The organism is Mycobacterium terramassiliense (genome assembly GCF_900157385.1).
GTDB lineage: Bacteria > Actinomycetota > Actinomycetes > Mycobacteriales > Mycobacteriaceae > Mycobacterium > Mycobacterium terramassiliense.
This window is the reverse complement of record NZ_LT717700.1, coordinates 1-25,919: the sequence shown is the minus strand read 5'-3', so window position 1 is coordinate 25,919 and position 25,919 is coordinate 1. Positions and strand designations below refer to the sequence as shown.

Sequence of the window (25,919 nt, the reverse complement as noted above, 5' to 3'; positions counted from 1 at the left end):
CGGCACATGGCTGTGATTCTGGCTTACGGGTCGCCCGCGCTGGGCCACCTGTATCCGCTGGGGGCGTTGCTGCGGGAATTGGGTGGGCGCGGCCACCAGGTTCACCTGCGCACCCTGGCCGGCGGGGTGCCCGCCATGCGTGCGGCCGGCGTGCATACCGAGGCGGTGGACGCGCGGATCGAGGCCATCAGCGGCCGGGATTGGCTGGCGCCCAACGCCCTAGGGGTCCTCAAGACGACGATCGACGTGCTGTGCCGGCGCGCGGTGATCGAGGTCGACGACCTGCGAAGCGCGCTGGAACGGGTGCGGCCCGACACGGTCATTGTCGACGCGAACTGCTGGGGAGCCGCGTCGGCGGCCGAGGCCAGTGGTGTTCCCTGGCTGGTCTTTTCGCCGTTCACGCCCTACTTGAGGTCGAGGGCGGCGCCGCCCTTTGGCCCCGGCCTGCGGCCGCTGCCCGGCCCGATCGGGAAGGTCCGCGACGCATCGATGCGTCCGTTCATCAGCTGTCTGTTCGATCGCCGGATAGTGCCCCGGGTCAACGCCCTGCGCTCGGGACTGGGTGTGCCGCCGGTCAAGTCGGTGGACGGGCTTATGCGCCGCGCCCCGCTGCTGTTGGCGGTCGGCGGAGAGCCTCTCGAGTATCCGCACCCCGATTGGCGCGACGTGCATTTCGTCGGTGCGTGCGAGTTCGAGCCGGCCCCCGCGAGCGTCCCGGATTGGATCGCGGCCATCGACCGGCCCCTCGTGTTGGTCAGCACCTCCTCCATCGCTCAGGCCGACGCACGGCTCGGCCGAATCGCCCTGCAGGCGTTGGCCGATGAACCCGTCCACGTGGTCGCCACGTTTCCGGCGGGCGTGCCCGAGGGGCTGCCGCACACCGCCAACGCCACCGTATGCCGGTTTGTCAATCACGGTGCGGTGCTTGACCGTGCGATCTGTGCGGTCACCCATGGCGGGATGGGTACCACGGTCAAGGCGCTGGACCGCGGCGTGCCGGTCTGCGCGGTGCCCTTTGCGCGTGATCAGGCCGAAGTCGCGCGCCGCGTGCAGGTGGCCCGCTGCGGCACCCGGCTGCCGGCGAAGCGGCTGACCGTGGAGCGCCTGCGTGCCGCCGTGCGCGAGGCGATGACCATGACGGAGGGCGCGCGACGGGTGGCCGCCGGTTTCGCGGCGACCGGCGGCGTGGCCCGGGGAGCGGACCTGATCGAGCAGGGGTTAACGGGTGGTTTGCTGCCGCCGAGGGGCTGTGCCGGCTAGCTCATCCTCGAACGTCGCCATCGCCGTGATCATCGCCGAGAAAACGCGGTGAGCGGCGCGCAGGTCCTTGTCGCTCAAGTCCGCCATGGCCTTGCTCAGATGGGTACCGAGCGGCCTGAAGAAAGCGTGCGCCAACGTCATCCCGCTTTCCTCGTAGCGCAGCAGCCACTTCCGCCGGTCCTCGGGATCGGGTTCGCGCCGGATGTGGCCCGCTTCGATCATCCGATCGACGAGATAGGTGATCGCCGCGGGCGATACGTCCATGCGCTGCCGCAGTTGGGCCAGGGTCAACGGCTTTCCCGCCGTTTCGCTGACCATGATGTGAAGCAGGGCGTGGAAATCGCTGCTGCCGACCGCGTTCGTGCGTGCGAAGTGGCGGCCGATGCGATCCGATTGCGCAGTGATCGCCCGCATGTCGGCCGACAACTGCCTCTCCAGCTCAGCCCGGCCGGGCGGTGGATCCTCTGCGCGGCGCTTGCTCACCTACCCGCATCCTTCATAAGACCCACCAGCGTATCCGTGCCATTATCCAGGACCTAGTGCAACCTGCCGCGCGTCCGGATCGTAGTCACTTCGGCCACGGTGGCCGCCGGCTGGAGGCGACGCCCTTTGTGCCCGCCCCACCGCGACAAGGCGAGCCGCCCGGCGGACGTCACGCGCGCCGTCGGGCCAGTGCGATCCACGAGATCGCCGCCGCGACGAAGGCGAGGGCCTGGGCGGCACCGGTTCGGCCCGGCGGGTAGAGAACGCCGTCGACGTAACGGTCGACGAACCCGGTCGAAGGCAGTGGCTTCATGCCGGCTCGCGCGCGCGCCCAATCTTCCAGGGAAGTCAACGGACACGGCACCGGCAGCGTCACGACCACCACGCCCCAGCACACGCTCGCCAGGTGCAGCCAGATGGTGCGCGGCCAGCGCAGCGCCAGGAAGCCGCCACTGGGCAGGTAGATGAGGTAGGCGAAGTGCGCACCCACGCTGACGATCACGACGGCGAAATGGGCTTTCTTCATCGCTGGTTCGGACTTTCGGTGGTGGCACGTGCTGCGGCACGTCCATGTTAGCCACCCGTGCGTCGGCGGTAGCGGCGCTCCGCATAGGCCATGTCGTCACGCCACAACCGGGTGGCGGCGTAGCGCATCAGCGGGGTGATCAACGGACCCGCGCGGCGTGCGGTGGTGAAGCCCGGGCGTTGCGACGTTGCGACGATGGCTTCGATGACGGCGACGCGCGGTCGGCCGTCGGGCCCTGAACCCATTGGCGTCGCATGGGTTTCGACGACGCTGCCGATTCCCTCGCCCTCGATGATGCGCATCACGACGGTGCGCGCTTCGGGGGTGGTGAATTCGGCGATGACGGGCACGCCGAAGCGGCCCATCCGGAAGGTCACCGAGACCAGAAACCGGTCGTCCTCCTCGGTGGGGGTGGTGAGCACCTCCAGCCGGGTGAAGGAGTAGGGGTGAAACCACGCGCCGTGCCAGGGATCGAGCCGGTTGGCCAGGATGTCGGCCGGTTCGCACTGACCGACCAGGCTGGTGACCGCCGCGAGAGTGCCGCCCGGTGGCCTTGGCGCGATGACCGGCTCGTCCAGCGGGGCTTCTCCGCCCACGGAGTCGAGGCGCACCCACGCCAGCACGCCGTCGTCGTGGCTGGGGAAAGGCTCCCAACGCAATTCGCACGTCTCGCCGTCGAGGGCCAGCCCGTGCCATCGGCAGTACAGGACGCCACCGCGCACCAGCCCCGTCGCGAGGTCGGCCCCCAGGTGCGGACAGCTTGCCGGACCGACCCGCAGCCGGCGGTGCTTGTCGCGCCACGCGACCAGGTCGACGCCGGCGACGCGTGCGCCGTGGGGGCGACCGCTGCGCACGTCGCGGCTCGCGGCGAACACATACCAGTTTCCGGTCGGTCGCCGCTGGGAGCGTTGCAACGCGGCGTTGATGATCCCCGGTTGCGCGTCGCGATAGGTGGGGCGCTGCCGTGTCCAGGGGACATGCGGGACGACGCCGACGGGCCAGTCTTTCGACCGCCGACGCAGGCGGTCGACGAAGCTCATCGCCGCCGCCCCTGGCGTTCGGCGAGGGGCCGCAGCAGGGCCGAGCGCCCGCGGGTGGGAACCGTGCACAGTTCGTGGCCGGCAAGACCCCACGATTGAAGCAACCGGTTGGCGGCCGCCCATCCGGTGGTGGCTGCGCGTTCCATCAGCGCCACCGGCAGGTCGATGCGGATCCCGTCCCCGGCCAACACCAGCCCGGGGTGCGGCGTGCCCACGGTCGGGCGTTGCTGGTACGTCCCGGGCGCGAACAACGGGCAGTCGCTGCGGCGCAGTTCGCGTTCGTAAACCGCTCGCGCCGAGGCGGTTTCGGGATACAGCTCGTGCAAGCGACCGATTGCCGCGGCGGCGGGCGATTCGGCGCCGGCCGCATACGAGTGCAATTCGACGACGGACCCACCGTGCCGGCGTGCCCACGCGGCGGCGTCGCGTTCGTAGCGCTCGAGCACGCTGATGTTGTCGACCGGCTCGTGACCGGCGGTGCCGAGGAAGGCGGGCCGGTGGCCATCGACCGGTCGGTCGAGCCAGAGCCGGTGCACCACGAACGATGGCGCGGTGCGCAGCCGCCGGATCCGGCTCCGCCAGGAATCGTCGCCGAGCCCGGGCGACTTGCCCGCCACCCGCTGCAGGCCGCCGACGTCGAGCGCCAGCACGACCGCGTCCGCGTCGAAATGCTCACCCGAATCGGTCTGGACGCGAAGGCTTTTTGATGCGCCGGGCTCGATGCGGGACACCCCCGCGCCAAGGTGCACCCGAACATCGCGGTCCCGCAGGTAGTCGCCCAACGGATTCCACAGTGCGACATCGAAATTCGCGGTGGCGACGTCGAAGATCAGGCCTTCGCTGGAGCCCAGGAAGTAGATGTGAAACATGGTCGCCAGCTCGGCGGCGGACAATTGCGCCGGCTCGGCGAAGAAGCTGCGGGAGAACACCTCGAACGCGAGATGGCGTGCGGACTCGGGAAAGTTGATGCTCTTCAAGAAGGTCTCGGCGTCGACGTGGTCGAGCCGTCGATAGATGTCGGGTACCGACACCGCGGCCAGCGGCGCGGCGGCCCGGGCGTTGATGCGCGCCAGGTCGCCGAGCCGAAACGTCGGGCTGCGCAACGCGAATGCCAAGGCGTTGAACGGCGGGGTGCGGGGCAACCCGCGGAAGCTGTCGCGGCGCCCCGCGCCGTCGATGAGCGGGTAATCCTCGACGGGGGCGAGCATGCGCAGCTGCGGGTCGACCCGGCGCAGCAGGGCGCGCAGGTTGTAGTACTGACGGAAGAAGGCGTGGAACCCGCGGTTCATCGCGAGCTCGGCGCCGTCGTGGTGTTCGGTCCAGCCGCCCACCCGGCCGCCCAGGTAATCCTCGCGCTCCACCAGGTCCACGGCGACGCCACGTTCGGCGAGCGCGGTGGCCGCCGTCAGACCGGCGATTCCGGCGCCGACCACCACGGCGCGGGGCCGCGACGAGAGCGCGCTCGCGCCAGGCAGGCCCGGCGTAGGTGGGTGGATGCGTCGGCGGCGGTCGGTCATTGCGGGGCCTCGCCCAGGACGGTGTGCACGACGTTGTGTTCCCAGCCCGGCATGGTGGCGCTGCGCACGCCGGTGAATCCGGCGTCGCGCACCCGCCGCTGCAACCGTGCCGCCCCGTCGAACGCGAGGACGCTGCGCCACAGATGCCGGTACAGCGTGGTGTCGCGGGTGCGCCACCAGCCGGTGGGGATGATGATGCCCCAGCACACCGCGTGCCAGGTCAACGTCGCCGCGACGGAATCGCGCACCGAGTACTCGTGCAGCGCCAGCGTGCCGCCGGGGCGAAGCAGGGCGCGAAAGGCGCGAAGCTGTGCGTCGGGGTCTGCGAGGTTGCGCAGCAGGTAGGCGGCCAGAATGCCGTCGAACGGCCCGGTGACGCCGTGCTCGTGGAGCTCTTCGACGCGGGCGTGCACGAACCGGACCGACGGTGGCCACGCCTTCGCCCGTGCCGCGTCGAGCATTCCGTTCGCGGCGTCCACGGCGACGATCTGCGCCTCGGGGGCCGCCGCCAGCAGCGCGGCCGTCGACGCGCCGGTGCCGCATCCTGCGTCCAGCAGGCGCAGACCCCGGCCCCCCGCCGGCAGCCCCATCCGGTTCGCCGAGAGCGCCAGGTTCGTGTGGTAGGACGGGTTGGCGCCGACCAGCCGGTCATAGGCCGCCGCGCCGCCGTCGAAGGCGCCGGGCACGTCGCCGCGGGGCAGACCCGTCTTAGCGACCCGCACGGCCACGCTCCCACAACAGCAGCACGGCGGTGACCAGCGCGAACCCGAACAGGAAGTCCTCGACGGGGATGTCGAACGGAAACCGCACGCCGCTGGTCTGGCGTTGGTTGTAGATCACGATCGGGGCGCTGCGTTTCGTCAGCCAGCCGTCGACCGGAACCTGAAAGCCGAGCACGATCACCATTGACAGCCAGTATGCGGGGCGCCGGAACAGCCCGGTGCGCAACAGCGCGAACTCCAGCGCGCACACCGCCAGGACCGACACGATCGCCGGCACCGTGTAGCCCAGCCCGCTCATCGGCGCCTGCTCCGATCGAGGATGGCGCTCACGGCGTTGTAGGTCAGCAGCCCGCACAGCGGAATCACCACGAAGAACAGCACTTCCTCGATGGGCACCCCGAAGGGGAGATGCAGGCCGGTGATGTACTCGCCGTTGTATGTCCACACGCCGGCGCGGATCGCCACCGCGTCCCACACGAGGAACAGCGCCGCCACCGGCAGCACGGCTCGCGCGAGCCGGCGCGGCTGGCGGTAGACGCCGGCGGCGAACAGCTCCAGCGGCGCCGTGATCGCCAGGCACAGGCCGAGGACGATCAGGTACTGCCACCGGTCGGTCACGCCGCGCCCCTCATCCGGGCCCGCCACGACTGCAGCAGCGCGCCACCGGCGACCCGGAGCCGTCGCGCGTTGCCGACGGTGGCACGCCGGGTGAACACCGAGAAGTCGCTGGCTTCAATGCAATCCAGGATTTCGGAGTACAGCGTCAGCGCGGTGGTCACGCACGGCCGGGACCGCGGGGCCAGCATCGCGATCCCGTCGGCCGCGAAACGGTAGATCTCCCGGGTGATGTCATGTTGGGCGGCCAGCGCCGTCCGCACCCGGGCGTGGGTGCGCCGGTGGGCGTGACACCACAGCATCAGCTCGCGGTCCACCCCGAACGCGGCGAGTTCGTCGGCCGGCAGATAGATGCGGTTGCGCGCGAGGTCCTCGTCGATGTCCCGCAGGAAATTGGTGAGCTGAAACGCCCGGCCCAGCGCCGCCGCGTAGGGGGCCGCCTCGTCGGCGGGCCCAACGGTGCCCAGGATCGGAAGCATCTGCAGGCCAATGACTTCCGCGGAGCCGCGCATGTAGCGGTTGAGCGCCGCGCGATCCGGATAATCGGTGACGGTGAGGTCCATGCGCATGGAATCCAGGAAGTCCTCGAACAGATCACTGGAGATACCGTAGCGGCGCACGGTGTGCTCGACCGCGGCGAGGAGGGGCTCGTCGTGGTGTTCGCCGCCGGCGAAGAAGCGCTCCGACAGCCGCTGCAGCCGCTGCGCCCGCGCGGCCACGTCCAGCGCCGGGTTGAGCTCGTCGAGGATGTCGTCGGCGTGGCGGGCGAAGCCGTACAACGCGTGCACGGCCGGTCGTTGGTCCGGGGCGAGCAGCCGGGTGGCGAGGAAATAGGTGCGGCCATGCGCGGCGGCGATCTGCCGGCAGCTTCGATACGCCGCGCGCAGCCGCGCGTCGGAGATCCCGGCGGCGTCCAGCTCCGTGCGGATCATCGCGATCCGGCCTTCAGGTCGACGGTACTGGTTGTGCGGCCGGACATCCCGGTGATGCGGTCGGCGGCCAACCGCCCGGAGATCAGCGTGGTCGGCACCCCCACGCCCGGCAGCGTCGACGACCCGGCCAGCACCGCGTTGTCGATGCCGCGCACGGTGTTGGCCGGCCGGAACGGCCCGGTCTGGGCGAACGTGTGGGCCAGCGCAAACGGTGTGCCGGCCGCCATGCCCTGGCGGGCCCAGTCGGCCGGGGTGTCGACGTGCAACAGGCGGGCGCCGTCGCGCAGGCCGGGCAACAGCCTTTCCTGCACGACCTCGAGCAGGGAGTCCGCGTACGCGCCGCCGGTGCGCGACCAGTCGATGTCGCCGCGCGAGAGGTTCGGCGCCGGAGCCAGCACGTAGAGCAGGTCGCGGCCGGCGGGAGCCAGGCTCGGATCGCTGGCCGTTGGCCGGGTGACCAGCAATGACGGGTCGGTCATGAGCCGGCCGTTGCGGATGATGTCGTCGAACGTCTGCTCCCACGCCGAGCCGAAAAGGATGGTGTGGTGGGCGCTTTGCGCCCTCGCGGCCGGGCAGCCCACGTGCAGCACCACCGCGGACGGGGCCGCGCGCGGCGGGAGAATCCGCCGCGGCTGCCGGCCGAGCAGGCGGTAGGTCTGCGGCAACTCGGTCGTCAAGACCACCGCGTCGCACGCGAAGCGCCGATCCTGCGTGTGCACAGCCGTGATCCGCTCGCCGGTGTGCTCCAGCCGGGTGACCGTCGACCCGTAACAGAACCGCACCCCGGCGTCGGCGGCGGCCGCCGCCAGCGCATCGGGCAGCGCGCGCACGCCGCCGCGCGGAAAGAACACGCCGGCGACGGTGTCCATGTAGGCGATGACCGCATAGACCGCCAGGGCGTGCTGCGGCGCGACACCGGCGTACAGAGACTGGAAGGTGAACACGCGACGCAACTGCGGGTCGCTGACGTGGCGCTTGACCATCGTGTCCCAGCGGCGGAATCCGCCGAGCGCCGTCAGCCTGGCCAGCCGGCCGTTCAACAGCGACAGCGGGGAGTCGAAGTTCGCCGCGATGAAGCCGTCGAATTCGGTGCGGTACAACCGGTCCAACCAATCGCGCAACCGCCGGTAGCCCTCGGCCTGGCGCGGGCCCGCGAAGGCGCGCACCGCTTCGGCCATCCGGTCCGCGTCGGTGTGGACGTCGATGGCGCTGCCGTCGGCGAACATCGCCCGGTAGGCGGGATCCACCGGCAGCAGATCGAGCCTTGCCGTGGAGGTTTCGCCCACCGCGGCGAACGCCTCGTCGATGATGTCCGGCATCGTGATCACCGTCGGGCCTGTGTCGATGCGGTAGCCGTCGATGTCGCGCCGGCCCGCCCGCCCGCCGGGCCACGGCTCCCGCTCCACCACCGTGACCTCGCGGCCGCGGCCGGCCAGGTGCAGCGCGGCGGCCAGGCCGGCGAATCCCGCGCCGACCACGACGACGCGATCGGTTCGGCCACGCACCGTACGCATCAGCGCGATACCTCGCCGCTCATGCCGCCCGCCTCGTGCACAGTCCGGCCATATCGATCAGCGCGGCCAGCAGGCGACCATCGAACGCGGCGCGGTCCAACGCCTTCAGCGCGGAGTCGACGCGCTCGGCGATGAGTTCTTCGATCCACTGCACCGCACCGGTGGCGAGGATCAGGTTCCGCCAGTGCTCGAGTGCCGAATCGTCGAGCCGCTCGCTGGCCATCAGTTCGCGGAACTGCAGGCGGGTCGATACGTCGGCCAACTGATGAGCGGCCACCACGACGCTGGTCGCCTTGCGCTCCAACAGGTCGTTGGTGGGTTTGCCGGTCGCCGCGGGGGATCCGAAGATGCCGAGGATGTCGTCGCGCAGCTGAAACGCTTCGCCGACGGCGGAGCCGTAGTGGGCGAGCGTTGCCAGCACCCGGTCGTCGCAACCGGCCATGGCGGCGCCGATCTCGAGGGGCCGCCGCACCGTGTAGTTTCCCGACTTTCGCCGGGCCACTTCCAGCACGGCCTCCATCGTAGGCATGTCGCGCGCGTCGGTGGCAAGGTCCGCGAACTGGCCCACAGCAAGCTCGGTGCGCATGGCGTCGTAGCGCGGCCACCCCCGCAGCAACTGGTGCCGCCGCAATCCGCTCTCGCGCAGCATCTGTTCGGCCCAGATCAAGCACAGGTCGCCGAGCAGGATGGCGGCTGATTCACCGAACCGGCGCGACGAACCGGACAGCCCGCGCCCGCGATGCCACGAGGCGAATTGAACATGGGCGGCGGGGCGGCCTCGTCGCGAGGCCGAATCATCCATCACATCGTCCTGGAGCAGCGCGAAAGCGTGCAGAAGTTCCAGGCTGGCCGTCGCCGACAGCGCCGCATCGCTCTCCGGCTCGCCGCACAGCCAGCCCAGGTACATGAACGTCGAGCGCAGGCATTTACCGCCGTTCACAAACTCCGTCAAAATGTCGCCGGCCACATCGACCCCGCACGCGCCCAACGCGTCGGCGCACCGGGCGGCGACGAATTCGGCGACATGGGACAGCACCGCCCGTCGCACACCGGTTCGCCAGGCGTCGAACTGGTCGACGTCGGGCAGGGACGGCGGGCTGGGCCGGACGGCTTCGGCGAGGTGGACTCGGGGGAAAGTACGCACAGCTGCCACCGAAGCCTCCCTCGCAGGGTCGGTCAGCCGCTGGCTCGAACGGCTCGGATTCACGCGTTGGTACCCCTTAGTCGACGAATACAAACACTGGGCGGCGGCGGCATGCGTCGGGCGACGGCGCTCCGATCAACGTACCTCAGTTAAGTTATTGAAACATTAACTTACTGAATGATCGCCTGGTTCGCCAGTGGTGTTTTGAGCGGCGGGGCCACTTGGCGCCCTCGGCCCGCCGGGTCGATCGGCCGAGTGGTTTCTCCCGATCGGGAACGGGAACCCGGGGCCGGTGAACGTTTCCGATCTCGTCACCAAGCCCTTTCAATGGGGAGCCGCTCTGCGCGGCCGTCGCTTCTTCCACCCCGTCGGCGTGCTGGCGCACGGCTTCGTCGAACGGACCGCGCCGGCCGCCGACGGGCTGCCGCTGCCGTCTTCCGAGGTCGTCGCGCGGGTGTCCAAGGCCGCGGGGACGCCGGGTGCCCTGCCCGATTTCATCGGCCTGGCGTTCCGCGTCCCGCCGCAGCAAGGAGGGGCAACGCCGTGGGACACCCTGCTGGTGTCCGCGGGGTCGGGGGTGCTGGCCCGGGCCGTGGCGCTGCGGCCGACCATGTCTTGGACCGGGCAGACGCTGACCAGCCTGATGCCGCTGCGCTATCGCGGAAACGTGTGGTGGCTGAGGGCCCGAAGCATTAGTGCTGTCAACGGTTTCGGGCTTTCGCTGGACAGCGTCCGGCACGCGATCGACGGCGGCGGGATCGACTTCGCCATCGACCAGGCTTGCGGCAGGCGCGATTTCGCGCCGCTGGCCCGGCTGACGCTGAACCGAGTTCTCGACAGCGAGCCGGACGTGTCGTTCGATCCGGTCGCCAACACCGCGCCGGGATTGAGCCTTTATCCGGAATGGCTTGCCGACCTTCGGGCGCGCGCCTACCGGCGCAGCCGCGAGGGCAGGGACGGGGGGTGACGGCCCGCCGGCGCTGAAACGGATTACCCACGATCGCGCCTGTCCCGCCCGAAATCGTGGCTCAACAGGGCAACGGGTGATCGACCTCATTATCTGAGGACGCATGCAATCAGATCAATTATTGTGCGAAGTGTGTCTTGGCCAAGCGTGGTGGGCGGCGGCGGCGTCCCGGTCGTACCCGGCGCAAGTGGTGTGGGTGCGCAGGATCGCATGCTAGATCGCGAGCGTCGCGCCTCGGTCGTTAGCGCCTTGGGCGCGGACGGTGAATTGTTGCTGCCCGCCAAGCATTACCTCCAAGAGGACCAGGCGCCGGCCATCGCCGGTGCCGTCAAACGGATTGCGGCCTTGGCGTGACCGTCAGCGGCCGCACGCTCGTGGAGGGGACATCGTGGGCTGTGCGCGGCCGTCACCCACCGCGACTTCGGTCCTGCACCAGTGGAATAGGACCAGCGATCGCGGCAACGCCCTATCAGCTGACGCGCGTCACCACTTACGGTTGGCGCCGGATGATTGCCCTATGATGGCAACGATGATTTCGCGGCTGACGCTGTGGGCAAGAGCGAGCAGATGAGAGAACTTTACGACGGTAAGTCCGCGGCCGAACGGATGGCCGAACGGCGTGCTCGGCTCATCGATGCCGGCTTCGTGCTGTTTGGTGAGCGTGGCTATGCCGACACGTCAATCCGGGCGATACTGCATCAATCCGGCTTGCGCGATCGGTATTTTGGGGAAAGCTTCGCCGATCTGGACTCGCTGCTGGCGGCCGTCTACGAGCAATTGGTCAACGAGGAGATAGCCGCCTGCCGTGCCGCCATCGACGCAACATCTGGAGGTTCGCAAGGCGCGCGAGCCATGATCGACTGCCTGACGCGCTCGCTGCAGGGCAGTCCCGGACGCGCCCGGATCAAGCTTCGCGAGGTCATCAGCGCCGGACCGGTCTCCCGCAAGACACGCCAGGAAGGTATCTATGGGCTGGCGAAGCTGGTCGCGGAACTTCTCCCACCGGCCCCTCAGGTCAGTTCACGCGACAGACTTCTGTTGGCTGTTGGCGTGGTCGCCGCGGCTGACGAGTACCTGCTGGCTTGGATCAACCAGGAAAGACGCGTATCTCGTCAAAATGTGGTCGACCTCGTCACCCTCGTGTTCGACTCAATCAGCGCCCGGCTAACGGCGAGCGCAGCGCGTTAGGCCGCGAATTGCCTCACCCGCTGCGCCCCAGCAGGTGACGCAGGGCCGCGTCGAGGTCGGGGTGGCGAAACCGGTGCCCGGCCGCGGTGAGTTTCTGCGGGATCACGCGCTGGCTGGCGCAGGCGAGTTCGCGGGCGCCCTGTTCGCCCAGCAGCAGCCGCGGACCGAGCGCCGGCACCGGCAGCACCGCGGGCCGGTGCAGCACCCGGGCCAGGGTGCGGGTGTACTCGGAGTTGCGGACCGGTTGCGGGGCAACGGCATTCACCGGACCCGACAGCTCCGCGTCCCACAGTGCGCGGTGGTAGACGTCCACCAGGTCGTCGATGCCGATCCACGGCAGCCACTGCCGGCCGTTTCCGAGCCGGCCGCCCAGGCCCGCGGCGAACAGCGGCCGCATCAGCCGCAGCGTGCCGCCGCGGGGCGATTGCACGATGCCGGTGCGCACCCGCACCACCCGCGTCCCTTCCCGCTGCGCGGGCGCGGTCGCGTCCTCCCATTCGGCGACGACGTCGGCCAGAAACCCGTCGCCGCGATCGCTGTCCTCGGTCAGGGTCTCGTCGCCGCGGTCATACCCGTAGTAGCCGACCGCCGAGGCGGAGATGAACACGGCGCATCCGGTGCGGCCCAGGAGTTCGGCGAGCCGGCGCGTCTGTCCGATTCTACTGTCGCGGACAGCTTTTCGATGCGCCTCGGTGAAGCGGCCGGCGATCGATGCCCCGGCCAGGTGGATCACCGCGTCCACCCCGGCGAGCAGTTCGGCGTCGGGGTCATCGGGGTTCCAGCGCCGCTCGTCGTCGCCGTCGGGCGTCCGCCGGACCAGCGCGACGACGCGGTGGCCGCCGGTCCGCAGGAATGCCGTCAGCGCCGAACCGACCAGCCCCGACGATCCCGTGACGGCGATGGTCTTGCGCGTCAGGCCGCCCTCGGCGGCCAGCCGGTGCGCGGCCAGGTCGTCGGCCAGCTGACGGTGGCGGTAGGCGAACATGGGGCGCAGCAACGACCCGGGCACCGGCGTGTCGAGCCGGTCGATGACCCGGGTCCGGTTGTTGCCCAGGTCCTCGAATTCGTGGGTGTGCCGCCAGCGCACCACGATTCGCGCCGGCAGCGACGCCGGACCCGCGCTGCCGATGGCGTCGACGAAACGCCGGGGCGGATCGTACGCATCCGCCTGGTGCTCGGCGACCCACCGCAGGCCGCCGGGCAGCGCCAGCGTGGCGCGGCCGTCCTCGAGGGAGGCCGCCTCGGTCACCACCCGCATGGGTTGCCACGGCGGCGACAGCCGGTCGAAGGCGCCCGGTCTGGTGTGCCAGGCGAAGACCTCGTCGCGCGGCGCGTCGATCACGCTCGAATAATCCAGCCCCATGATGTCAGCGGTCGGGCAACGCGTGCTCGACGATGGGCAGCCGTGGCCGGGGCTGGCGTTCACCGCGCTTGGCCGCCAGGTAGACCTGCGCGGTCTCATTGGCCACCGTGTGCCAGTCGAAGGCCGAGGTGAGCCGTTCGCGGGCGGCGCGCGCCCGCCGCTGCGCGGCCGGCGGGTCGTCGAGCACCGTGCGGATCGCCGCGGCCAGCGCGCGCACGTCGCGGGGCGGGCACGACACCCCGGTCTGCCCGTTGATCACCGCCTCGCCCAGGCCGCCGATGTTGGAGGTCACCAGCGGGGTGCCGGCCGCGGCGGCCTCCAGCGCGACGATGCCGAACGGCTCGTAGTGGCTGGGCAGCACCGCGGCGTCGGCCCGGTGCAGGACCGCCAGCAACTCGGCGTGATCGAGGTGCCCGACGAACCGAATCGCCTTGAGCACCCGGTGTTTACGCGCCTGCTCGACAAGCCAGTCCAGCTGCGTGCCCTCCCCGGCGATGGTCAGCGTGGTGCCCGGGTGGGCGCGGCGGACGCGCGGCAGCGCGGCGATGACGTCGTGCACGCCCTTCTCGTACTCGAGCCGGCCCAGGTAGAGCAGCTCGGGCGGGCCGGGGCGCGGCCGCCGCGCCGCGAACGGCCAGCGCGCCGCGTCGATGCCGTTGCGGATCACGGTGATCTCGGCCAGACCGGGACCGAACAGCTCGGTGATCTCGTCGCCCATCGAGGCCGAACACGTGATCAGCGAGTCGGATTCGCGCACCAGCCACGATTCCACCGCGTGCACCTGACGGCTGATCGCCCCGGAGACCCAGCCGGAGTGCCGCCCGGCCTCGGTCGCGTGGATCGTGGAAACCATTGGCACGTCATAGAATTGGGCAAGTGCAATGGCGGGGTGGGCCACCAGCCAGTCGTGCGCGTGCACCACGTCGGGGCGCCACGGTCGGTCGGTGCCCGGTCTTTTCAGGCCGAGCCCGGCGCGCACCATCGAGTGACCCATCGCCAGCGTCCAGGCCATCATGTCGTCGCCGAAGCTGAATTCGTGCGGATCCTGCGCGGCGGCGATCACCCGGACGCCGTCGCTGGCCTCATCGGAGGACGGGTGCGTGCTCGGATCGGTGCCCGTGGGCCGGCGCGACAGGACGACCACCTCATGCCCGGCGGCGGCCAGCGCCGTCGAGAGGTGATGCACGTGGCGGCCCAGCCCGCCGATCACCACCGGCGGGTATTCCCACGACACCATCAGGATTTTCATGCGCGTGCCCGCTCCTCCAGCGGTGTTCGCCGGGCCACGCCCGGCCACCGCCCGCCCCTCACCGGGGCAGCCTACGCGCATCCAGCGCGCCGAACAGGCCGTCGGCGCGATTCCACCCCTCGGCCAGGCGCTGGGCGCTGTCGCGCCGGCCCGAGGCCAGCGCTCCGGCGATCTCCCGGGTGGCGTGCGCGTGCAGGTGAGCGCGGTAGCGGGCGTAGTCGGCGGCCGAGTCCTTGCTGACCATGAACGGCCAGTCGCTGGAGACGGTGAGCAGGGTCTCGCGCAGGATCTGGTCGGCGACGTGGTCGCGGGGGATCGGCCCGTCCAGCGACGCCGTCTGCGACAGCGCCTTGTCGACCGTGCTCAGCGCGGTGTCGACCACCTCGGTGTTCAGCTGCACCAGGTCGGTCACCTGCTCGCCGGCCCACACCTGCCAGTCCTTGCCCGACCCCCACGAGCTCGGCGGCAGGGCGACCGCGTCACCGACGAAGCCGTCGTCGATGGCGTCGCGCAGCGTGCCCACCCGCACGCCGGCGGCGGGCAGGGCGCGCAGCACCCGTTCCAGCCACGTCGGGCCCTCGTACCACCAGTGGCCGAACAGCTCCGTGTCGAAGGCGGCGATGACGTGGGCGGGGCGCCCGATGCGCTCCGACTCGCTGGTCAGCCGGCCGCGGACCACGTCGACGAAGTCGGCGACGTGGGCGTCGACGGCGTGGTCGGCGCGCTCGGGGTCGTAGGGCGCCTTGCCCTCCGACGACACGTTGCGCCCGGTCACGCGGGCGGGCTTGAGGCCGGTCAGGTGGTCGTAGGTGTGGAAGTCGCGGTAGGCGGAGTGGCCGGGGTAGCCGGATTTCGGCGACCACACGCGGTAGCTGACCTGCAGGTCGCGCCCGAACGCGACCACGTCGGTGTCGCCGACGGGCCTGCCCAGGGCGGTGTCGCCGTGCAGCGACGGGCCGTCGACCATGAAGTGTGTGACCCCCGCGGCGGCGTAGTCGTGTTCCATGCCCGGGGCGTAGGCGCACTCGGGCGCCCAGATGCCGGTCGGGTGATGCGCCAACCGCTGCTGCGCGTCGGCGAGGCCTTCGCGCAGCGCGAACTCGCGCAGCCGCGGATTCAGCAGCGGCTGGAACGGGTGGGCCAGCGGGCCGCCGAGCAACTCGACCGTGCCGGCATCGACCAGGCCGCGCAGCAGCGGGCTGCCGCCGTGCCGCCACAGGGTGGCGAAATCGTCAAGCGCCCGGTCCGCCTCCGCGGATTCTCGAATCCCGAAGGCCCGCAACGCTTCCGGCGTGCACGACTGGTAGCCGGCCGACTTCGAGGCGGGGGCGGAGCGCATGGTGGCCGCCTCGTAAGCCCGCAGGCGCCAGTTGGCCAGCCAGTGATGCATGCCGTCGAGGCAGTAGGGGTCGTCGAGCTGGGCGTTGACCACCGGGGTGACGCCGAGCGTGATCAGCCGGTGCCGATCCTCGTCGGCCAGCGTGTGCAGCACCCGCAGCAGTGGCAGATAGGACGCCGCCCAGGACTGATACAGCCATTCCTCGCCGACCGGCCAGCGGCCGTGGTGGGCCAGCCACGGCAGGTGGGTGTGCAGCACCAGGGTGAACATGCCGGGCACGGGTGCCCCGGGGGTGCTCACGGGCGCACCGCGATCGCGATGAGATCCAGGCTGTCATCAATGTCGCGGGCGTCGGTGTCGAGGATGTCGAAGTCGTCGCAGGTGACGGCCGCGACGTCCGCCTCCAGCTCGGCGGGCCACGGCCGTCCGGCCACCGCCAGCGCGATCTGCGCGTCGATGATGGATCCGCCGTGGCGGGCGTCCATCTCGCGCAGCCGCGCGCCGTGGTGCAGGCCGCTGACCGAGACCTCGGAGAAGCCGGCGCCGAGCAGCAGCTCGGTCAGCTCGCCGGCGTTGAGCTCGCGGGTGTGGAACGGGTTGATGGGGGTGTCGCGGCCCGGGGAGAAGGTGATCCGGTTGGGGGTGGACACCATCAGCAACCCCGACGGGCGCAGCACCCGGGCGCACTCGGCGACGAACTGTGGCTGGTCCCACAGGTGCTCGATGACTTGGAAGTTCACCACAATATCCACCGACGCTTCGGGCAGCGGCAGCTCGGCGAGGTTGGCCTGCGTGACCTCCACGCGCGGGTAGCGGGCGCGGACGTGGGCCACCGCGGCCGCGTCGTAGTCCACCGCGACGACCCGGCGCGCGACGGCGGCGATCAGGTCGGCGCCGTACCCCTCGCCGCAGCCGGCCTCGAGGACCTCGAGGCCCGCGCAGCGCGGCGCCAGGCGCTGGTAGACGACCTGGTGGCGGCGGAACCAGTAGTTCTCGATGTCCAGGTCCGGGATGGTGCGCTCGCCCGTCAGCGTCAGCACCGCGTCGGCCCCCGGCGAGGGATCGCCGGAGCCGTCGGGTGCACCATCGGGAACGAATGCGCTCATTGCATAGGGAGGCTAACGCGAAGTGTCCGATTCGCGAACCGGGAAGTGGGCACCCCTGCCGGATGGGGCAGACGGGGCGAAAGAACCTGCCGCCCGGCGACGATGCCGTCCGGGATAGCGGACGGGGGAGGAGCCGGGCAGTTGTGCCTGCGTGACCCGCTATGGTGTGAGAGCAGACCGCACAAAGTTACCCGCCAGTAACACGCTGTGCAGTGAAAAGTGCGTGACCGAGGTCTTGCAGTCGACCGCTGTGGGACCCCCTTCGAGGAGGACGAACCAGACTCATGACGAACATCGTGGTCCTGATCAAGCAGGTCCCAGACACCTGGTCGGAGCGCAAGCTCACCGACGGCGATTACACGCTGGACCGCGAGGCCGCCGACGCGGTGCTGGACGAGATCAACGAGCGCGCCGTCGAAGAGGCGCTGCAGATTCGCGAGAAGGAAGCCGCCGACGGCACCGAGGGCTCGGTGACCGTGCTGACCGCCGGCCCCGAGCGCGCCACCGAGGCGATCCGCAAGGCGCTGTCCATGGGCGCCGACAAGGCCGTCCACCTCAAGGACGACGGCATGCACGGCTCCTGCGTGGTCCAGACCGCCTGGGCGCTGGCGCGGGCGCTGGGCACCATCGAGGGCACCGAGCTGGTCATCGCGGGCAACGAATCCACCGACGGCTCGGGCGGTGCCGTTCCGGCCATCATCGCCGAATACCTGGGCCTGCCGCAGCTGACCCACCTGCGCAAGCTGTCGGTCGAGGGCGGCAAGATCACCGGCGAGCGCGAGACCGACGACGGCGTCTTCAGCCTGGAGGCGACCCTGCCGGCGGTGGTCAGCGTGACCGAGAAGATCAACGAGCCGCGCTTCCCGTCGTTCAAGGGCATCATGGCCGCCAAGAAGAAAGAGGTCACGGTGCTGACCCTCGGCGAGATCGGGGTGGAGGCCGACGAGGTCGGTCTCGAAAACGCCGGCTCGACGGTGCTGTCGTCGACGCCGAAGCCGCCCAAGACCGCGGGTGAGAAGGTCACCGACGAGGGCGAGGGCGGCAATCAGATCGCCCAGTACCTGGTCGCGCAGAAGATCGTCTAACGAGCCCACGTCTCCCGAACACGAGAAGAGCGAATAACCCATGGCTGAAGTTTTGGTGCTCGTCGAGCACGCCGAAGGCGCCCTGAAGAAAGTCACCTCCGAGTTGATCACCGCCGCCCGCGCGCTGGGTGAGCCGGCCGCCGTCGTCGTCGGCGCGCCGGGGACGGCCGCGCCGCTGGCCGACGGCCTGAAGGAGGCCGGCGCCGCCAAGATCTACGTCGCCGAGTCCGACGACGTCGAGAAATACCTGATCACCCCGGTGGTCGACGTGCTGGCCTCGCTGGCCGAGTCGAACTCGCCCGCCGCGATCCTGCTGTCCGCCAACGCCGACGGCAAGGAGATCGCGGGCCGGCTCGCCGCCCGGATCGGGTCCGGCCTGCTGGTCGACGTGGTAGGCGTCCAGGAGGGCAACAAAGCCGTGCACTCCATCTTCGGTGGCGCGTTCACCGTCGAGTCGCAGGTCAACGGCGACACCCCGGTGATCACCGTGCGCGGCGGCGCCATCGACGCCGAGCCGCAGGCCGGCGCCGGTGAGCAGGTCACCGTCGAGGTTCCGGCGCCCGCCGAGAACGCCACCAAGATCACCGCCCGCGAGCCGGCGGTCGCCGGCGACCGCCCCGAGCTGACGGAGGCCAGCATCGTGGTCTCCGGCGGCCGCGGTGTGGGCAGCGCGGAGAACTTCAACGTCGTCGAGGCGCTGGCCGACTCGCTGGGAGCGGCGGTCGGTGCGTCGCGCGCCGCGGTGGACTCCGGCTACTACCCGGGCCAGTTCCAGGTCGGCCAGACCGGTAAGACGGTGTCGCCGCAGCTCTACATCGCGCTGGGCATCTCCGGGGCGATCCAGCACCGCGCGGGCATGCAGACCTCCAAGACGATCGTCGCGGTCAACAAGGACGAAGAGGCGCCGATCTTCGAGATCGCCGACTACGGCGTGGTGGGCGACCTGTTCAAGGTGGCCCCGCAGCTGACCGACGCCATCAAGGCGCGCAAAGGCTAAAACCCCCGTTCACCAGCAGTTAACGGCCCCGCAGGCTACCTGCGGGGCCGTTATCTTTTCGCGATATCTCGTCATCTGACGTGCACCGACACGTCACAGCGCCGATGCCGAATAGCACAACGACTGCGCGACGTTGTTTCCCATGAGCATCGCTTCTGTCCTGATCGCCAGCGACAAGCCGGACCGTGCGGCGACCGGCTCGGCCGGTCCGCGCTATTCGTTGTTGCTGTCCACCGACCCCAGCTTGATCGAGGCGGCGCAGCGGCTTCGGTACGACGTGTTCAGCAGCACGCCGGGATTCACCTTGCCGACGGGCGGCGCGGCGCACCTCGACGTCGACCGGTTCGACGAGCACTGTGACCACCTGCTGGTCCGCGACGACGACACCGGCGAGTTGGTGGGTTGTTACCGGATGCTGGCGCCGTCGGGTGCCATCGCCGCCGGGGGGCTCTACACCGCAACGGAATTCGACGTTCGTGCCTTCGACTCGCTGCGGCCGTCGCTGGTGGAGATGGGGCGCGCGGTGGTCCGCGACGGCCACCGCAACGGCGGTGTGGTGCTGCTGATGTGGGCGGGCATCCTGGCCTACCTGGACCGCTACGGCTACGACTACGTGACCGGCTGCGTGTCGGTGCCCATCGGCGACGCATCGGACGGCGACGTGCCGGGCAGCCAGCTGCGCGGCGTCCGCGACTTCATCCTCGACCGGCACGCCGCACCGCCGCAGTACCGGGTGCGCCCGTACCGGCCGGTCCGCGTCGGCGGGCGGGCCCTCGACGACATCCCGGCGCCCCCGCGCCCGGCGGTGCCGCCGCTGATGCGCGGCTACCTGCGGCTGGGTGCCCAGGTCTGCGGCGAGCCCGCGCACGACCCGGACTTCGGGGTCGGCGACTTCTGCGTGCTGCTGGACAAACGACGCGCCGATACCCGATATCTCAAGCGCCTGCGGTCGGTCTCGGCGGCGGCCGACATGGTGGGCGGCGCCTGATGAGCGTCGCCGACCACTCCTGGCTGCCGCGCGCGACGTGCGACGGCGGCTGCGTGCGTGTCGGCCCCGACTCGCCCAGGTGGCGGGTGGTTCTGCGGGTGACGCTTCGCGTCATGTTGGTACTGCTGCTGGCCCCGGTGGTGCCCCTGGCGCTGCTGCCCCTGCCGGGCCAGGCGCGGGTGCAGCGGTTCTACTGCCGGGTGGTGCTGCGCTGCTTCAGTGTCCGCATCAGCGTGTCGGGGAGCCCGATCCGCAACCTGCGCGGCGTCCTGGTGGTCAGCCCCCACATGTCCTGGCTGGACGTGTTCGCCATCGGGTCGGTGCTGCCCGGGTCGTTCGTGGCCCGCGCCGACCTGTTCGGCGACCTCTCGGTGCGCCTGCTCAAGATCATCCCCATCGAACGGGCCCACCTGCGGCGGCTGCCCGGGGTGGTCGAGGCCGTCGCGCACCGGCTGCGCGCGGGTCAGACCGTGGTGGCGTTTCCGGAGGGCACTACGTGGTGCGGGCTGGCCTGCGGGTCGTTCTATCCGGCGATGTTCCAGGCCGCGATCGACGCCGGTCGCCCCGTCCAGCCGCTCCGGTTGACCTACCACCACGCCGACGGCTGCGTGTCGACCGCCCCGGCCTTCGTCGGTGACGACACCCTGTGGCGGTCGATGTGCCGGTTGCTGGCCGTGCGCCGCACGTGGGCGCACGTTCACGTGGAATCCCTGCAGTTGCCGGGCACCGATCGGCGGGCGCTGGCCCGCCGATGCGAATCGGCGGTGGGCGTGGGAGTGCCGCAGCGTCCCGGTCGCCGCCACGTGCTGGTGGGTTAACTGACCAGACCTGCAGGTATCGTGGGGCGCGTCATGGTCTACCTCGATCACGCCGCCACCACCCCGATGCACCCCGCCGCCATCGAGGCGATGACGGCCGTGCTCGGCACGGTCGGCAACGCGTCGTCGCTGCACACCAGCGGCCGGGCGGCGCGGCGGCGGATCGAGGAATCCCGCGAGCTGATCGCGGCCAAGCTGGGCGCGCGCCCGTCCGAGGTCATCTTCACCGCGGGCGGCACCGAGAGCGACAACCTGGCCGTCAAGGGCATCTACTGGGCCCGGCGCGCCGCCGATCCGCAGCGCCGGCGCATCGTCACCAGTGAGGTCGAACACCACGCCGTGCTGGACTCGGTGAACTGGCTCGTCGAGCACGAGGGCGCCGAGGTGACCTGGCTGCCCACCACCGCCGACGGCTCGGTGTCGGCGGCCGCGTTGCGCGAGGCGCTCACACGCCGCGACGACGTCGCGCTGGTGTCGGTGATGTGGGCCAACAACGAGGTCGGCACCGTGCTGCCGGTCGCCGAACTGGCCGCCGTGGCCGCGGAGTTCGGGGTTCCGATGCACAGCGACGCCGTGCAGGCGGTGGGGCAGTTGCCCGTCGACTTCACCGCCAGCGGGCTGTCGGCGATGAGCGTCACGGCCCACAAGTTCGGCGGCCCGCCCGCCGTGGGGGCGCTGCTGCTGCGCCGCGACGTCGCCTGCGTGCCGCTGTCGCACGGCGGCGGCCAGGAGCGCGACATCCGTTCCGGCACACCCGATGTCGCCGGCGCGGTCGGCATGGCGGCGGCCACCCGGATCGCGGTGGACGGGCTCGAACCCAACGGTGCGCGCCTGCGGGCGCTGCGCGACCGGCTGGTCGAGGGCGTGCTGGCCGGCATCGACGACGTCAGCCTCAACGGCGCCCGCGACCCCCAGCGGCTGCCCGGCAATGCGCACTTCACCTTCCGCGGCTGCGAGGGCGACGCCCTGCTGATGCTGTTGGACGCCAACGGGATCGAGTGTTCGACCGGTTCGGCCTGCACGGCGGGTGTCGCACAGCCGTCGCACGTGCTGACCGCGATGGGCGCGGATCCGGCCAGCGCCCGTGGATCGTTGCGACTGTCGTTGGGGCACACCAGCGTTGACGACGACGTCGACGCCGTGTTGCGGGTGCTGCCCGCGGCCGTGGACCGCGCCCGGCGGGCCGCGCTGGCCGCCGCGGGGGCGCCGTAAGTGAAGGTCCTCGCCGCGATGAGTGGTGGCGTCGACTCGTCCGTCGCCGCCGCCCGCATGGTCGACGCCGGGCACGACGTGGTCGGCGTGCACCTCGCGCTGTCCTCGGCGCCGGGCGCCTTGCGCACCGGCTCGCGCGGCTGCTGCTCGAAGGAGGACGCCTCGGACGCGCGACGCGTCGCCGACATCCTCGGAATCCCGTTCTACGTCTGGGATTTCGCGGAGAGGTTCAAGGCGGACGTGATCGACGATTTCGTCGAGTCGTACGCCCGCGGGGAAACGCCCAATCCCTGCGTGCGGTGCAACCAGCGGATCAAGTTCTCGGCGCTGTCGGCGAAAGCCCTTGCGCTGGGCTTCGATACGGTGGCGACGGGCCACTACGCGCGGCTGTCCGGCGGGCGGCTGCGCCGCGCCGTCGACGGGGACAAGGATCAGTCGTACGTGCTGGCCGTGTTGACCGCCGAGCAGTTGCGGCACGCGGCGTTTCCGATCGGCGATACGGCGAAGCCCCGCATCCGGGCCGAGGCGGCCCGTCGCGGACTGGCCGTCGCCGACAAGCCCGACAGCCACGACATCTGCTTCATCCCGTCCGGCAACACCCGGGCGTTTTTGGGCGAGCGGATCGGGGTGCGCCGAGGCTCCGTCGTCACGGCCGACGGCGCCGTGCTGGCCACCCATGACGGGGTGCACGGTTTCACCATCGGGCAGCGCAAGGGCCTGGGCATCGCCGGGCCGGGACCCGACGGGCGCCCGCGGTACGTGACGTCCATCGACGCCGAGACGGGGACGGTTCAGGTGGGCGAGGCCGCCGACCTCGAGATCCGCGCGCTGGTCGGGCGGTCCCCGGTCTTCACCGCGGGGACCGCGCCCCGGGGGCCCGTCGAGTGCGCCGTGCAGGTGCGGGCGCACGGCGAAACGGCCGGCGCCGTCGCCGAGTTGGTGAACGACGAACTCGTCGTGCGGTTGCGGGTCCCGCTGCGCGGCGTGGCGCGCGGCCAGACGCTGGTGCTGTACCGCCCGGACGCCGACGGCGACGAGGTGCTCGGCAGCGCCACGATCGCCGGCACCTCGCGCTGAGCGCCGCGGTTCCAAGAATTCGTTGAGGATGCCCCAAGGGGCGTCTCCGAACCTTTCCCTGACAGCCAGGAAAGGAATCGGCAGACATGAGCACACACCAGATCGCGGCACGGGAGGTGCCGACCGTCCAGACCAACGCCCTCGCCATCGCGGCGTTCGTGTTGAGCCTCATGGGCATGTACGGCAGCCCGATCTTCAGCGGCGTTCTCGCCGTGGTCGCGTTGCGCCAGGCCCGGCGCCACGACCAGAACGGTTTCGCGCTGGCGATCGCCGCCCTGGCGGTCTCCCTGGCCTTCACGGCCTTGCACATCGCGATGTGGATCCACTGCGGTCAGGCGAATTTCGAGCTGTTCACGACGGCGCACTGGTGAGCTGAATCATCGGATGTTGGCGGCGATGTTCGTCATCACGATGTCGGACACCGACTGCGCAAAGCCGCAGAACGTGACCTCCACCATGGCCACCGACAGCACCCGGTAGTCGCGCCCGCACCCGCCGGGCGCCAGGTGCAGCGAGGTGGCGTCGGCGGTCCAGTCGCCGACCAGCAGCTGGCCCGACGAGCCGCCCGCGCAGTTCCCGACGGCGCCCACCAGGGCGCCGAAGGCGCGCCGCGCGGTGTCGACGTCCGGGTAGGCCGCGGCGCCCTCGGAGATCAGCGCGCCATCGGGCGGGTCCTGGAACGTGGTCTTGTGGAACTCCTCGATGTCGGGCCCGAACGTCGCCGTCTCGGCATACAGGAACCGGCATTCGGCGGGCGTGGTGTCGGCCAGCGCGTCGATGTCCACCGGCCGGCTGCCGTCCATCGAGGGAATGATCGTCAGGTGCTCACCGGCGCCGGTGATCGCGCGCATCCGTGGCTGGTCCAAAAGGATCGTGTCGACGTTGACGCCGTGCACGCCCTTGGCGGCCGGCCCGAATCCCGGCAGGGCGGTGCCGCCCACCACCCGGGTGCACGCCGTCAGCAGCACCGCGCCGCATAACAGCAGCCGCCCCGTGAGTCTTGCTCCGCGCCACACCCTTCGCACCCTTCTCGGCTTGACCCTCCCCGCCCCGAGCACCCCTCGCGACCGGCGCGCGATCCGACGTCGAATACGGTTGGGCGGTGAGTGGTTTCGCGGCGGCCAGTGGCGTCGGATCCTGGCCCGGCGCCGCCGCCCGTCCGGCCGCCGAGGTGGTGGTCGGCGAGTTGGCGGGCGCGCTGGCGCACATCGTCGAGCTGCCCGCCAGGGGAGTGGGCGCCGACCTGCTGGGGCGGGCCGGCGCGCTGCTGATCGACGTGGCCATCGACACGGTGCCGCGCGGCTACCGCATCGCCGCCCGGCCCGGCGCGGTGACGCGCCGCGCGGTCAGCCTCCTCGACGAGGACATGGACGCGCTCGAGGAGGCCTGGGAGGCGGCGGGGCTGCGCGGCGCCGGGCGCGTCGTCAAGGTGCAGGCCCCCGGCCCGATCACGCTGGCCGCCGGGCTCGAGCTGGCCAACGGCCACCGGGCCATCACCGATTCGGGCGCCGTGCGCGACCTGGCGGCGTCGCTGGCCGAGGGCGTCGCCACCCACCGCGCGGCGCTGGCCCGGCGACTGGACACGCCGGTGGTCGTGCAGTTCGACGAGCCGTCGCTGCCGGCGGCGCTGGGCGGGCAGCTGGCCGGGGTCACGGCGCTGAGTCCGGTCGGCGCGCTCGACGAGGCGGTCGCCGCCGCGCTGCTGGAAACCTGCGTCGCGGGCGTGGGCGCCGAGGTGATGCTGCACAGTTGCGCCCCCGGGTTGCCGTGGGATCTGTTGCGGCGCAGTGGCATTGGCGCGGTGTCGGTCGACGCGGGCACGTTGCGCGGACCGGATCTGGACGGCATCGCCGCGTTCGTCGAATCGGGCCGCACCCTCATGCTCGGCGTCGTCGAGACCAGCGCCCCGCAGCGCAGGCCGTCGGCCGAAGAGGTGGCCGCGGCGGTGGTCGCGGTGACCGACCGGCTTCCGTTCGCGCGTTCCGCGCTGCGCGATCGCATCGGCGTCACGCCGGCGTGCGGGCTGGCCAGCGCGACGCCTGAGTGGGCCCGCGCCGCGATCGGGCTTGCCCGAAAGGCCGCCGAGGCGTTCGCGGAGGACCCCGACGCCATCTAGCTTTGTTCAATTCGCCGAGTCGCGTTTGCCACGCTAAATTAGACAGGCGAGCTAATTTCTGGCGAAATTCGCGCGAAATCCCTTCCCTTAATTGACGCACCCGTTAATATGCGCTTGGCGCCCGAGCCTCCCTCGGGTTTGGCGCTCGAATCGGGTTGATCGACGTTAAGGGGCACGGGCATGTCATTCGTCGTTGTAGCGCCGGAGTTTATGGCCGCGGCCGCCGGAGATCTCGCGAATATCGGCTCGGCGCTGACCGCGGCGCAGTCCGCGGCGGCCGCGTCCACGACCGGGATTACCGCGGCGGCCGCCGACGAGGTATCCAGCGCGATCGCCTTGCTTTTCAACGTGCACGCCCTGGATTTCCAGGCGCTCGGCAACCAGGCCGCGGCCTTTCACTCCGAGTTCGTCAGCCTGTTGAACGGCGGCGCGGCGACATATCTCAGCACCGAGACCGCCGCCGCCGTAGCCGCCGCTCCGACGGCGGTCCTTAACCAGATCAATGCGCCATTCGTGCAATGGACCGGGCGCCCGTTGATCGGCAACGGCGCCAACGGGGCGCCGGGGACCGGCGCGCCCGGCGGCGCCGGCGGGTGGCTGATCGGGGACGGTGGGGCCGGCGGATCGGGCGCGCCGGGTCAAGACGGTGGCGTGGGCGGGG

At 70.9% G+C, this 25,919-nt stretch carries 28 protein-coding genes; 13 read left to right on the top strand and 15 right to left on the bottom strand.

From position 1 onward, the window contains the following. The first annotated feature begins 6 nt into the window (after positions 1-6). Positions 7-1,260 carry a glycosyltransferase gene (locus MTAB308_RS08050; protein ID WP_077099007.1) on the top strand — a complete coding sequence of 418 codons (1,254 nt, stop codon included), beginning with the start codon at positions 7-9 and terminating at the stop codon, positions 1,258-1,260. On the opposite strand, the gene MTAB308_RS08045 is transcribed toward MTAB308_RS08050, so the two are convergent. The 10 genes from MTAB308_RS08045 to MTAB308_RS08000 all read right to left on the bottom strand — a co-directional run bounded on the left by MTAB308_RS08045 (position 1,219) and on the right by MTAB308_RS08000 (position 9,696). Next, complete coding sequence (locus MTAB308_RS08045) at positions 1,219-1,743, bottom strand: MarR family winged helix-turn-helix transcriptional regulator (RefSeq protein ID WP_077099006.1); 525 nt, start codon at positions 1,741-1,743, stop codon at positions 1,219-1,221. The two genes, MTAB308_RS08050 and MTAB308_RS08045, sit on opposite strands and share 42 nt — an antisense overlap. 169 nt (positions 1,744-1,912) lie before the next feature. After that, on the bottom strand, positions 1,913-2,269 hold the full coding sequence (locus MTAB308_RS08040) for a DUF2784 domain-containing protein (RefSeq protein ID WP_077099005.1): 357 nt from the start codon (positions 2,267-2,269) through the stop codon (positions 1,913-1,915). A 47-nt stretch (positions 2,270-2,316) separates the two neighbouring features. Then, positions 2,317-3,309, bottom strand: a complete 993-nt coding sequence (locus MTAB308_RS08035; protein WP_077099004.1) for a DUF5914 domain-containing protein — start codon at positions 3,307-3,309, stop codon at positions 2,317-2,319. Next, on the bottom strand, positions 3,306-4,826 hold the full coding sequence (locus MTAB308_RS08030; RefSeq protein ID WP_077099003.1) for an FAD-dependent oxidoreductase: 1,521 nt from the start codon (positions 4,824-4,826) through the stop codon (positions 3,306-3,308). The genes MTAB308_RS08035 and MTAB308_RS08030 overlap by 4 nt, the downstream gene beginning before the upstream one ends. Further along, positions 4,823-5,548 (bottom strand): class I SAM-dependent methyltransferase, encoded by a 726-nt coding sequence (locus MTAB308_RS08025; RefSeq protein WP_077100045.1) that lies wholly within the window; start codon positions 5,546-5,548, stop codon positions 4,823-4,825. The genes MTAB308_RS08030 and MTAB308_RS08025 overlap by 4 nt, the downstream gene beginning before the upstream one ends. Then, complete coding sequence (locus MTAB308_RS08020; RefSeq protein ID WP_077099002.1) at positions 5,535-5,846, bottom strand: lycopene cyclase domain-containing protein; 312 nt, start codon at positions 5,844-5,846, stop codon at positions 5,535-5,537. The genes MTAB308_RS08025 and MTAB308_RS08020 overlap by 14 nt, the downstream gene beginning before the upstream one ends. Continuing rightward, positions 5,843-6,166 (bottom strand): lycopene cyclase domain-containing protein, encoded by a 324-nt coding sequence (locus tag MTAB308_RS08015; RefSeq protein ID WP_077099001.1) that lies wholly within the window; start codon positions 6,164-6,166, stop codon positions 5,843-5,845. The genes MTAB308_RS08020 and MTAB308_RS08015 overlap by 4 nt, the downstream gene beginning before the upstream one ends. Further along, on the bottom strand, positions 6,163-7,095 hold the full coding sequence (locus MTAB308_RS08010) for a phytoene/squalene synthase family protein (RefSeq protein ID WP_077099000.1): 933 nt from the start codon (positions 7,093-7,095) through the stop codon (positions 6,163-6,165). Before MTAB308_RS08010 ends, MTAB308_RS08015 begins: the two co-directional genes overlap by 4 nt. Further along, entirely contained in the window at positions 7,092-8,609 is a 1,518-nt protein-coding gene (gene crtI / locus MTAB308_RS08005; RefSeq protein WP_077098999.1) for a phytoene desaturase family protein, read from the bottom strand. The genes MTAB308_RS08010 and crtI overlap by 4 nt, the downstream gene beginning before the upstream one ends. A 19-nt stretch (positions 8,610-8,628) precedes the next feature. After that, positions 8,629-9,696, bottom strand: a complete 1,068-nt coding sequence (locus MTAB308_RS08000; RefSeq protein WP_077100044.1) for a polyprenyl synthetase family protein — start codon at positions 9,694-9,696, stop codon at positions 8,629-8,631. A gap of 349 nt (positions 9,697-10,045) precedes the next feature. Here MTAB308_RS08000 and MTAB308_RS07995 point away from each other — a divergent pair, with 349 nt between their 5' ends. The 3 genes from MTAB308_RS07995 (at position 10,046) to MTAB308_RS07985 (ending at position 11,908) form a co-directional block, all read left to right on the top strand. Further along, the gene (locus MTAB308_RS07995) at positions 10,046-10,720 is read left to right on the top strand and encodes a phosphodiesterase (RefSeq protein ID WP_077098998.1); all 675 of its coding nucleotides are present in this window, start codon (positions 10,046-10,048) and stop codon (positions 10,718-10,720) included. Between the two features lie 132 nt (positions 10,721-10,852). Then, positions 10,853-11,074, top strand: coding sequence for a hypothetical protein (locus tag MTAB308_RS07990; RefSeq protein ID WP_157900924.1), 222 nt, complete (start codon positions 10,853-10,855; stop codon positions 11,072-11,074). A 195-nt stretch (positions 11,075-11,269) separates the two neighbouring features. Beyond that, entirely contained in the window at positions 11,270-11,908 is a 639-nt protein-coding gene (locus MTAB308_RS07985) for a TetR/AcrR family transcriptional regulator (protein WP_077098996.1), read from the top strand. A 13-nt stretch (positions 11,909-11,921) separates the two neighbouring features. Here MTAB308_RS07985 and MTAB308_RS07980 read toward each other — a convergent pair whose 3' ends face one another. From MTAB308_RS07980 to MTAB308_RS07965, 4 genes are read right to left on the bottom strand one after another with little or no spacing between them, the layout of a single operon-like run. After that, complete coding sequence (locus MTAB308_RS07980; RefSeq protein WP_077098995.1) at positions 11,922-13,271, bottom strand: TIGR01777 family oxidoreductase; 1,350 nt, start codon at positions 13,269-13,271, stop codon at positions 11,922-11,924. 4 nt (positions 13,272-13,275) lie between these two features. After that, positions 13,276-14,520 carry a glycosyltransferase family 4 protein gene (locus tag MTAB308_RS07975; protein WP_077098994.1) on the bottom strand — a complete coding sequence of 415 codons (1,245 nt, stop codon included), beginning with the start codon at positions 14,518-14,520 and terminating at the stop codon, positions 13,276-13,278. A 58-nt stretch (positions 14,521-14,578) separates the two neighbouring features. Further along, a complete protein-coding gene (locus MTAB308_RS07970) occupies positions 14,579-16,129 on the bottom strand; it encodes a 1,4-alpha-glucan branching protein domain-containing protein (RefSeq protein WP_077100043.1) in 1,551 nt (516 codons plus the stop codon). A gap of 26 nt (positions 16,130-16,155) precedes the next feature. Further along, positions 16,156-16,965, bottom strand: a complete 810-nt coding sequence (locus tag MTAB308_RS07965; RefSeq protein ID WP_077098993.1) for a class I SAM-dependent methyltransferase — start codon at positions 16,963-16,965, stop codon at positions 16,156-16,158. Positions 16,966-17,249: 284 nt separating this feature from the next. Between MTAB308_RS07965 and MTAB308_RS07960 the strand changes: the two genes are divergently transcribed. The 7 genes from MTAB308_RS07960 (at position 17,250) to MTAB308_RS07930 (ending at position 23,513) form a co-directional block, all read left to right on the top strand. Further along, entirely contained in the window at positions 17,250-18,050 is an 801-nt protein-coding gene (locus MTAB308_RS07960) for an electron transfer flavoprotein subunit beta/FixA family protein (protein ID WP_077098992.1), read from the top strand. A 40-nt stretch (positions 18,051-18,090) separates the two neighbouring features. After that, the gene (locus MTAB308_RS07955) at positions 18,091-19,047 is read left to right on the top strand and encodes an electron transfer flavoprotein subunit alpha/FixB family protein (RefSeq protein WP_077098991.1); all 957 of its coding nucleotides are present in this window, start codon (positions 18,091-18,093) and stop codon (positions 19,045-19,047) included. A gap of 142 nt (positions 19,048-19,189) precedes the next feature. Continuing rightward, on the top strand, positions 19,190-20,035 hold the full coding sequence (locus tag MTAB308_RS07950) for a GNAT family N-acetyltransferase (protein WP_077098990.1): 846 nt from the start codon (positions 19,190-19,192) through the stop codon (positions 20,033-20,035). Further along, positions 20,035-20,853, top strand: a complete 819-nt coding sequence (locus MTAB308_RS07945; protein ID WP_077098989.1) for a lysophospholipid acyltransferase family protein — start codon at positions 20,035-20,037, stop codon at positions 20,851-20,853. Before MTAB308_RS07950 ends, MTAB308_RS07945 begins: the two co-directional genes overlap by 1 nt. A 33-nt stretch (positions 20,854-20,886) precedes the next feature. Next, the gene (locus MTAB308_RS07940) at positions 20,887-22,065 is read left to right on the top strand and encodes a cysteine desulfurase family protein (protein WP_077098988.1); all 1,179 of its coding nucleotides are present in this window, start codon (positions 20,887-20,889) and stop codon (positions 22,063-22,065) included. Next, complete coding sequence (gene mnmA, locus MTAB308_RS07935) at positions 22,066-23,142, top strand: tRNA 2-thiouridine(34) synthase MnmA (RefSeq protein ID WP_108637248.1); 1,077 nt, start codon at positions 22,066-22,068, stop codon at positions 23,140-23,142. Positions 23,143-23,228: 86 nt separating this feature from the next. Continuing rightward, positions 23,229-23,513, top strand: a complete 285-nt coding sequence (locus MTAB308_RS07930; RefSeq protein WP_077098987.1) for a DUF4190 domain-containing protein — start codon at positions 23,229-23,231, stop codon at positions 23,511-23,513. A 6-nt stretch (positions 23,514-23,519) separates the two neighbouring features. Here the strand turns inward: MTAB308_RS07930 and MTAB308_RS07925 are convergent, their stop codons facing one another. Then, on the bottom strand, positions 23,520-24,158 hold the full coding sequence (locus tag MTAB308_RS07925) for a sensor domain-containing protein (protein ID WP_077098986.1): 639 nt from the start codon (positions 24,156-24,158) through the stop codon (positions 23,520-23,522). 86 nt (positions 24,159-24,244) lie between these two features. On the opposite strand from MTAB308_RS07925, the gene MTAB308_RS07920 reads away from it, so the two are divergent. Both MTAB308_RS07920 and MTAB308_RS07915 read left to right on the top strand, forming a co-directional pair. Next, on the top strand, positions 24,245-25,258 hold the full coding sequence (locus MTAB308_RS07920; RefSeq protein WP_077098985.1) for a uroporphyrinogen decarboxylase/cobalamine-independent methonine synthase family protein: 1,014 nt from the start codon (positions 24,245-24,247) through the stop codon (positions 25,256-25,258). Positions 25,259-25,438: 180 nt separating this feature from the next. Then, on the top strand, positions 25,439-25,919 hold a 481-nt coding region (locus tag MTAB308_RS07915), incomplete at its 3' end, for a PE family protein (RefSeq protein ID WP_157900923.1).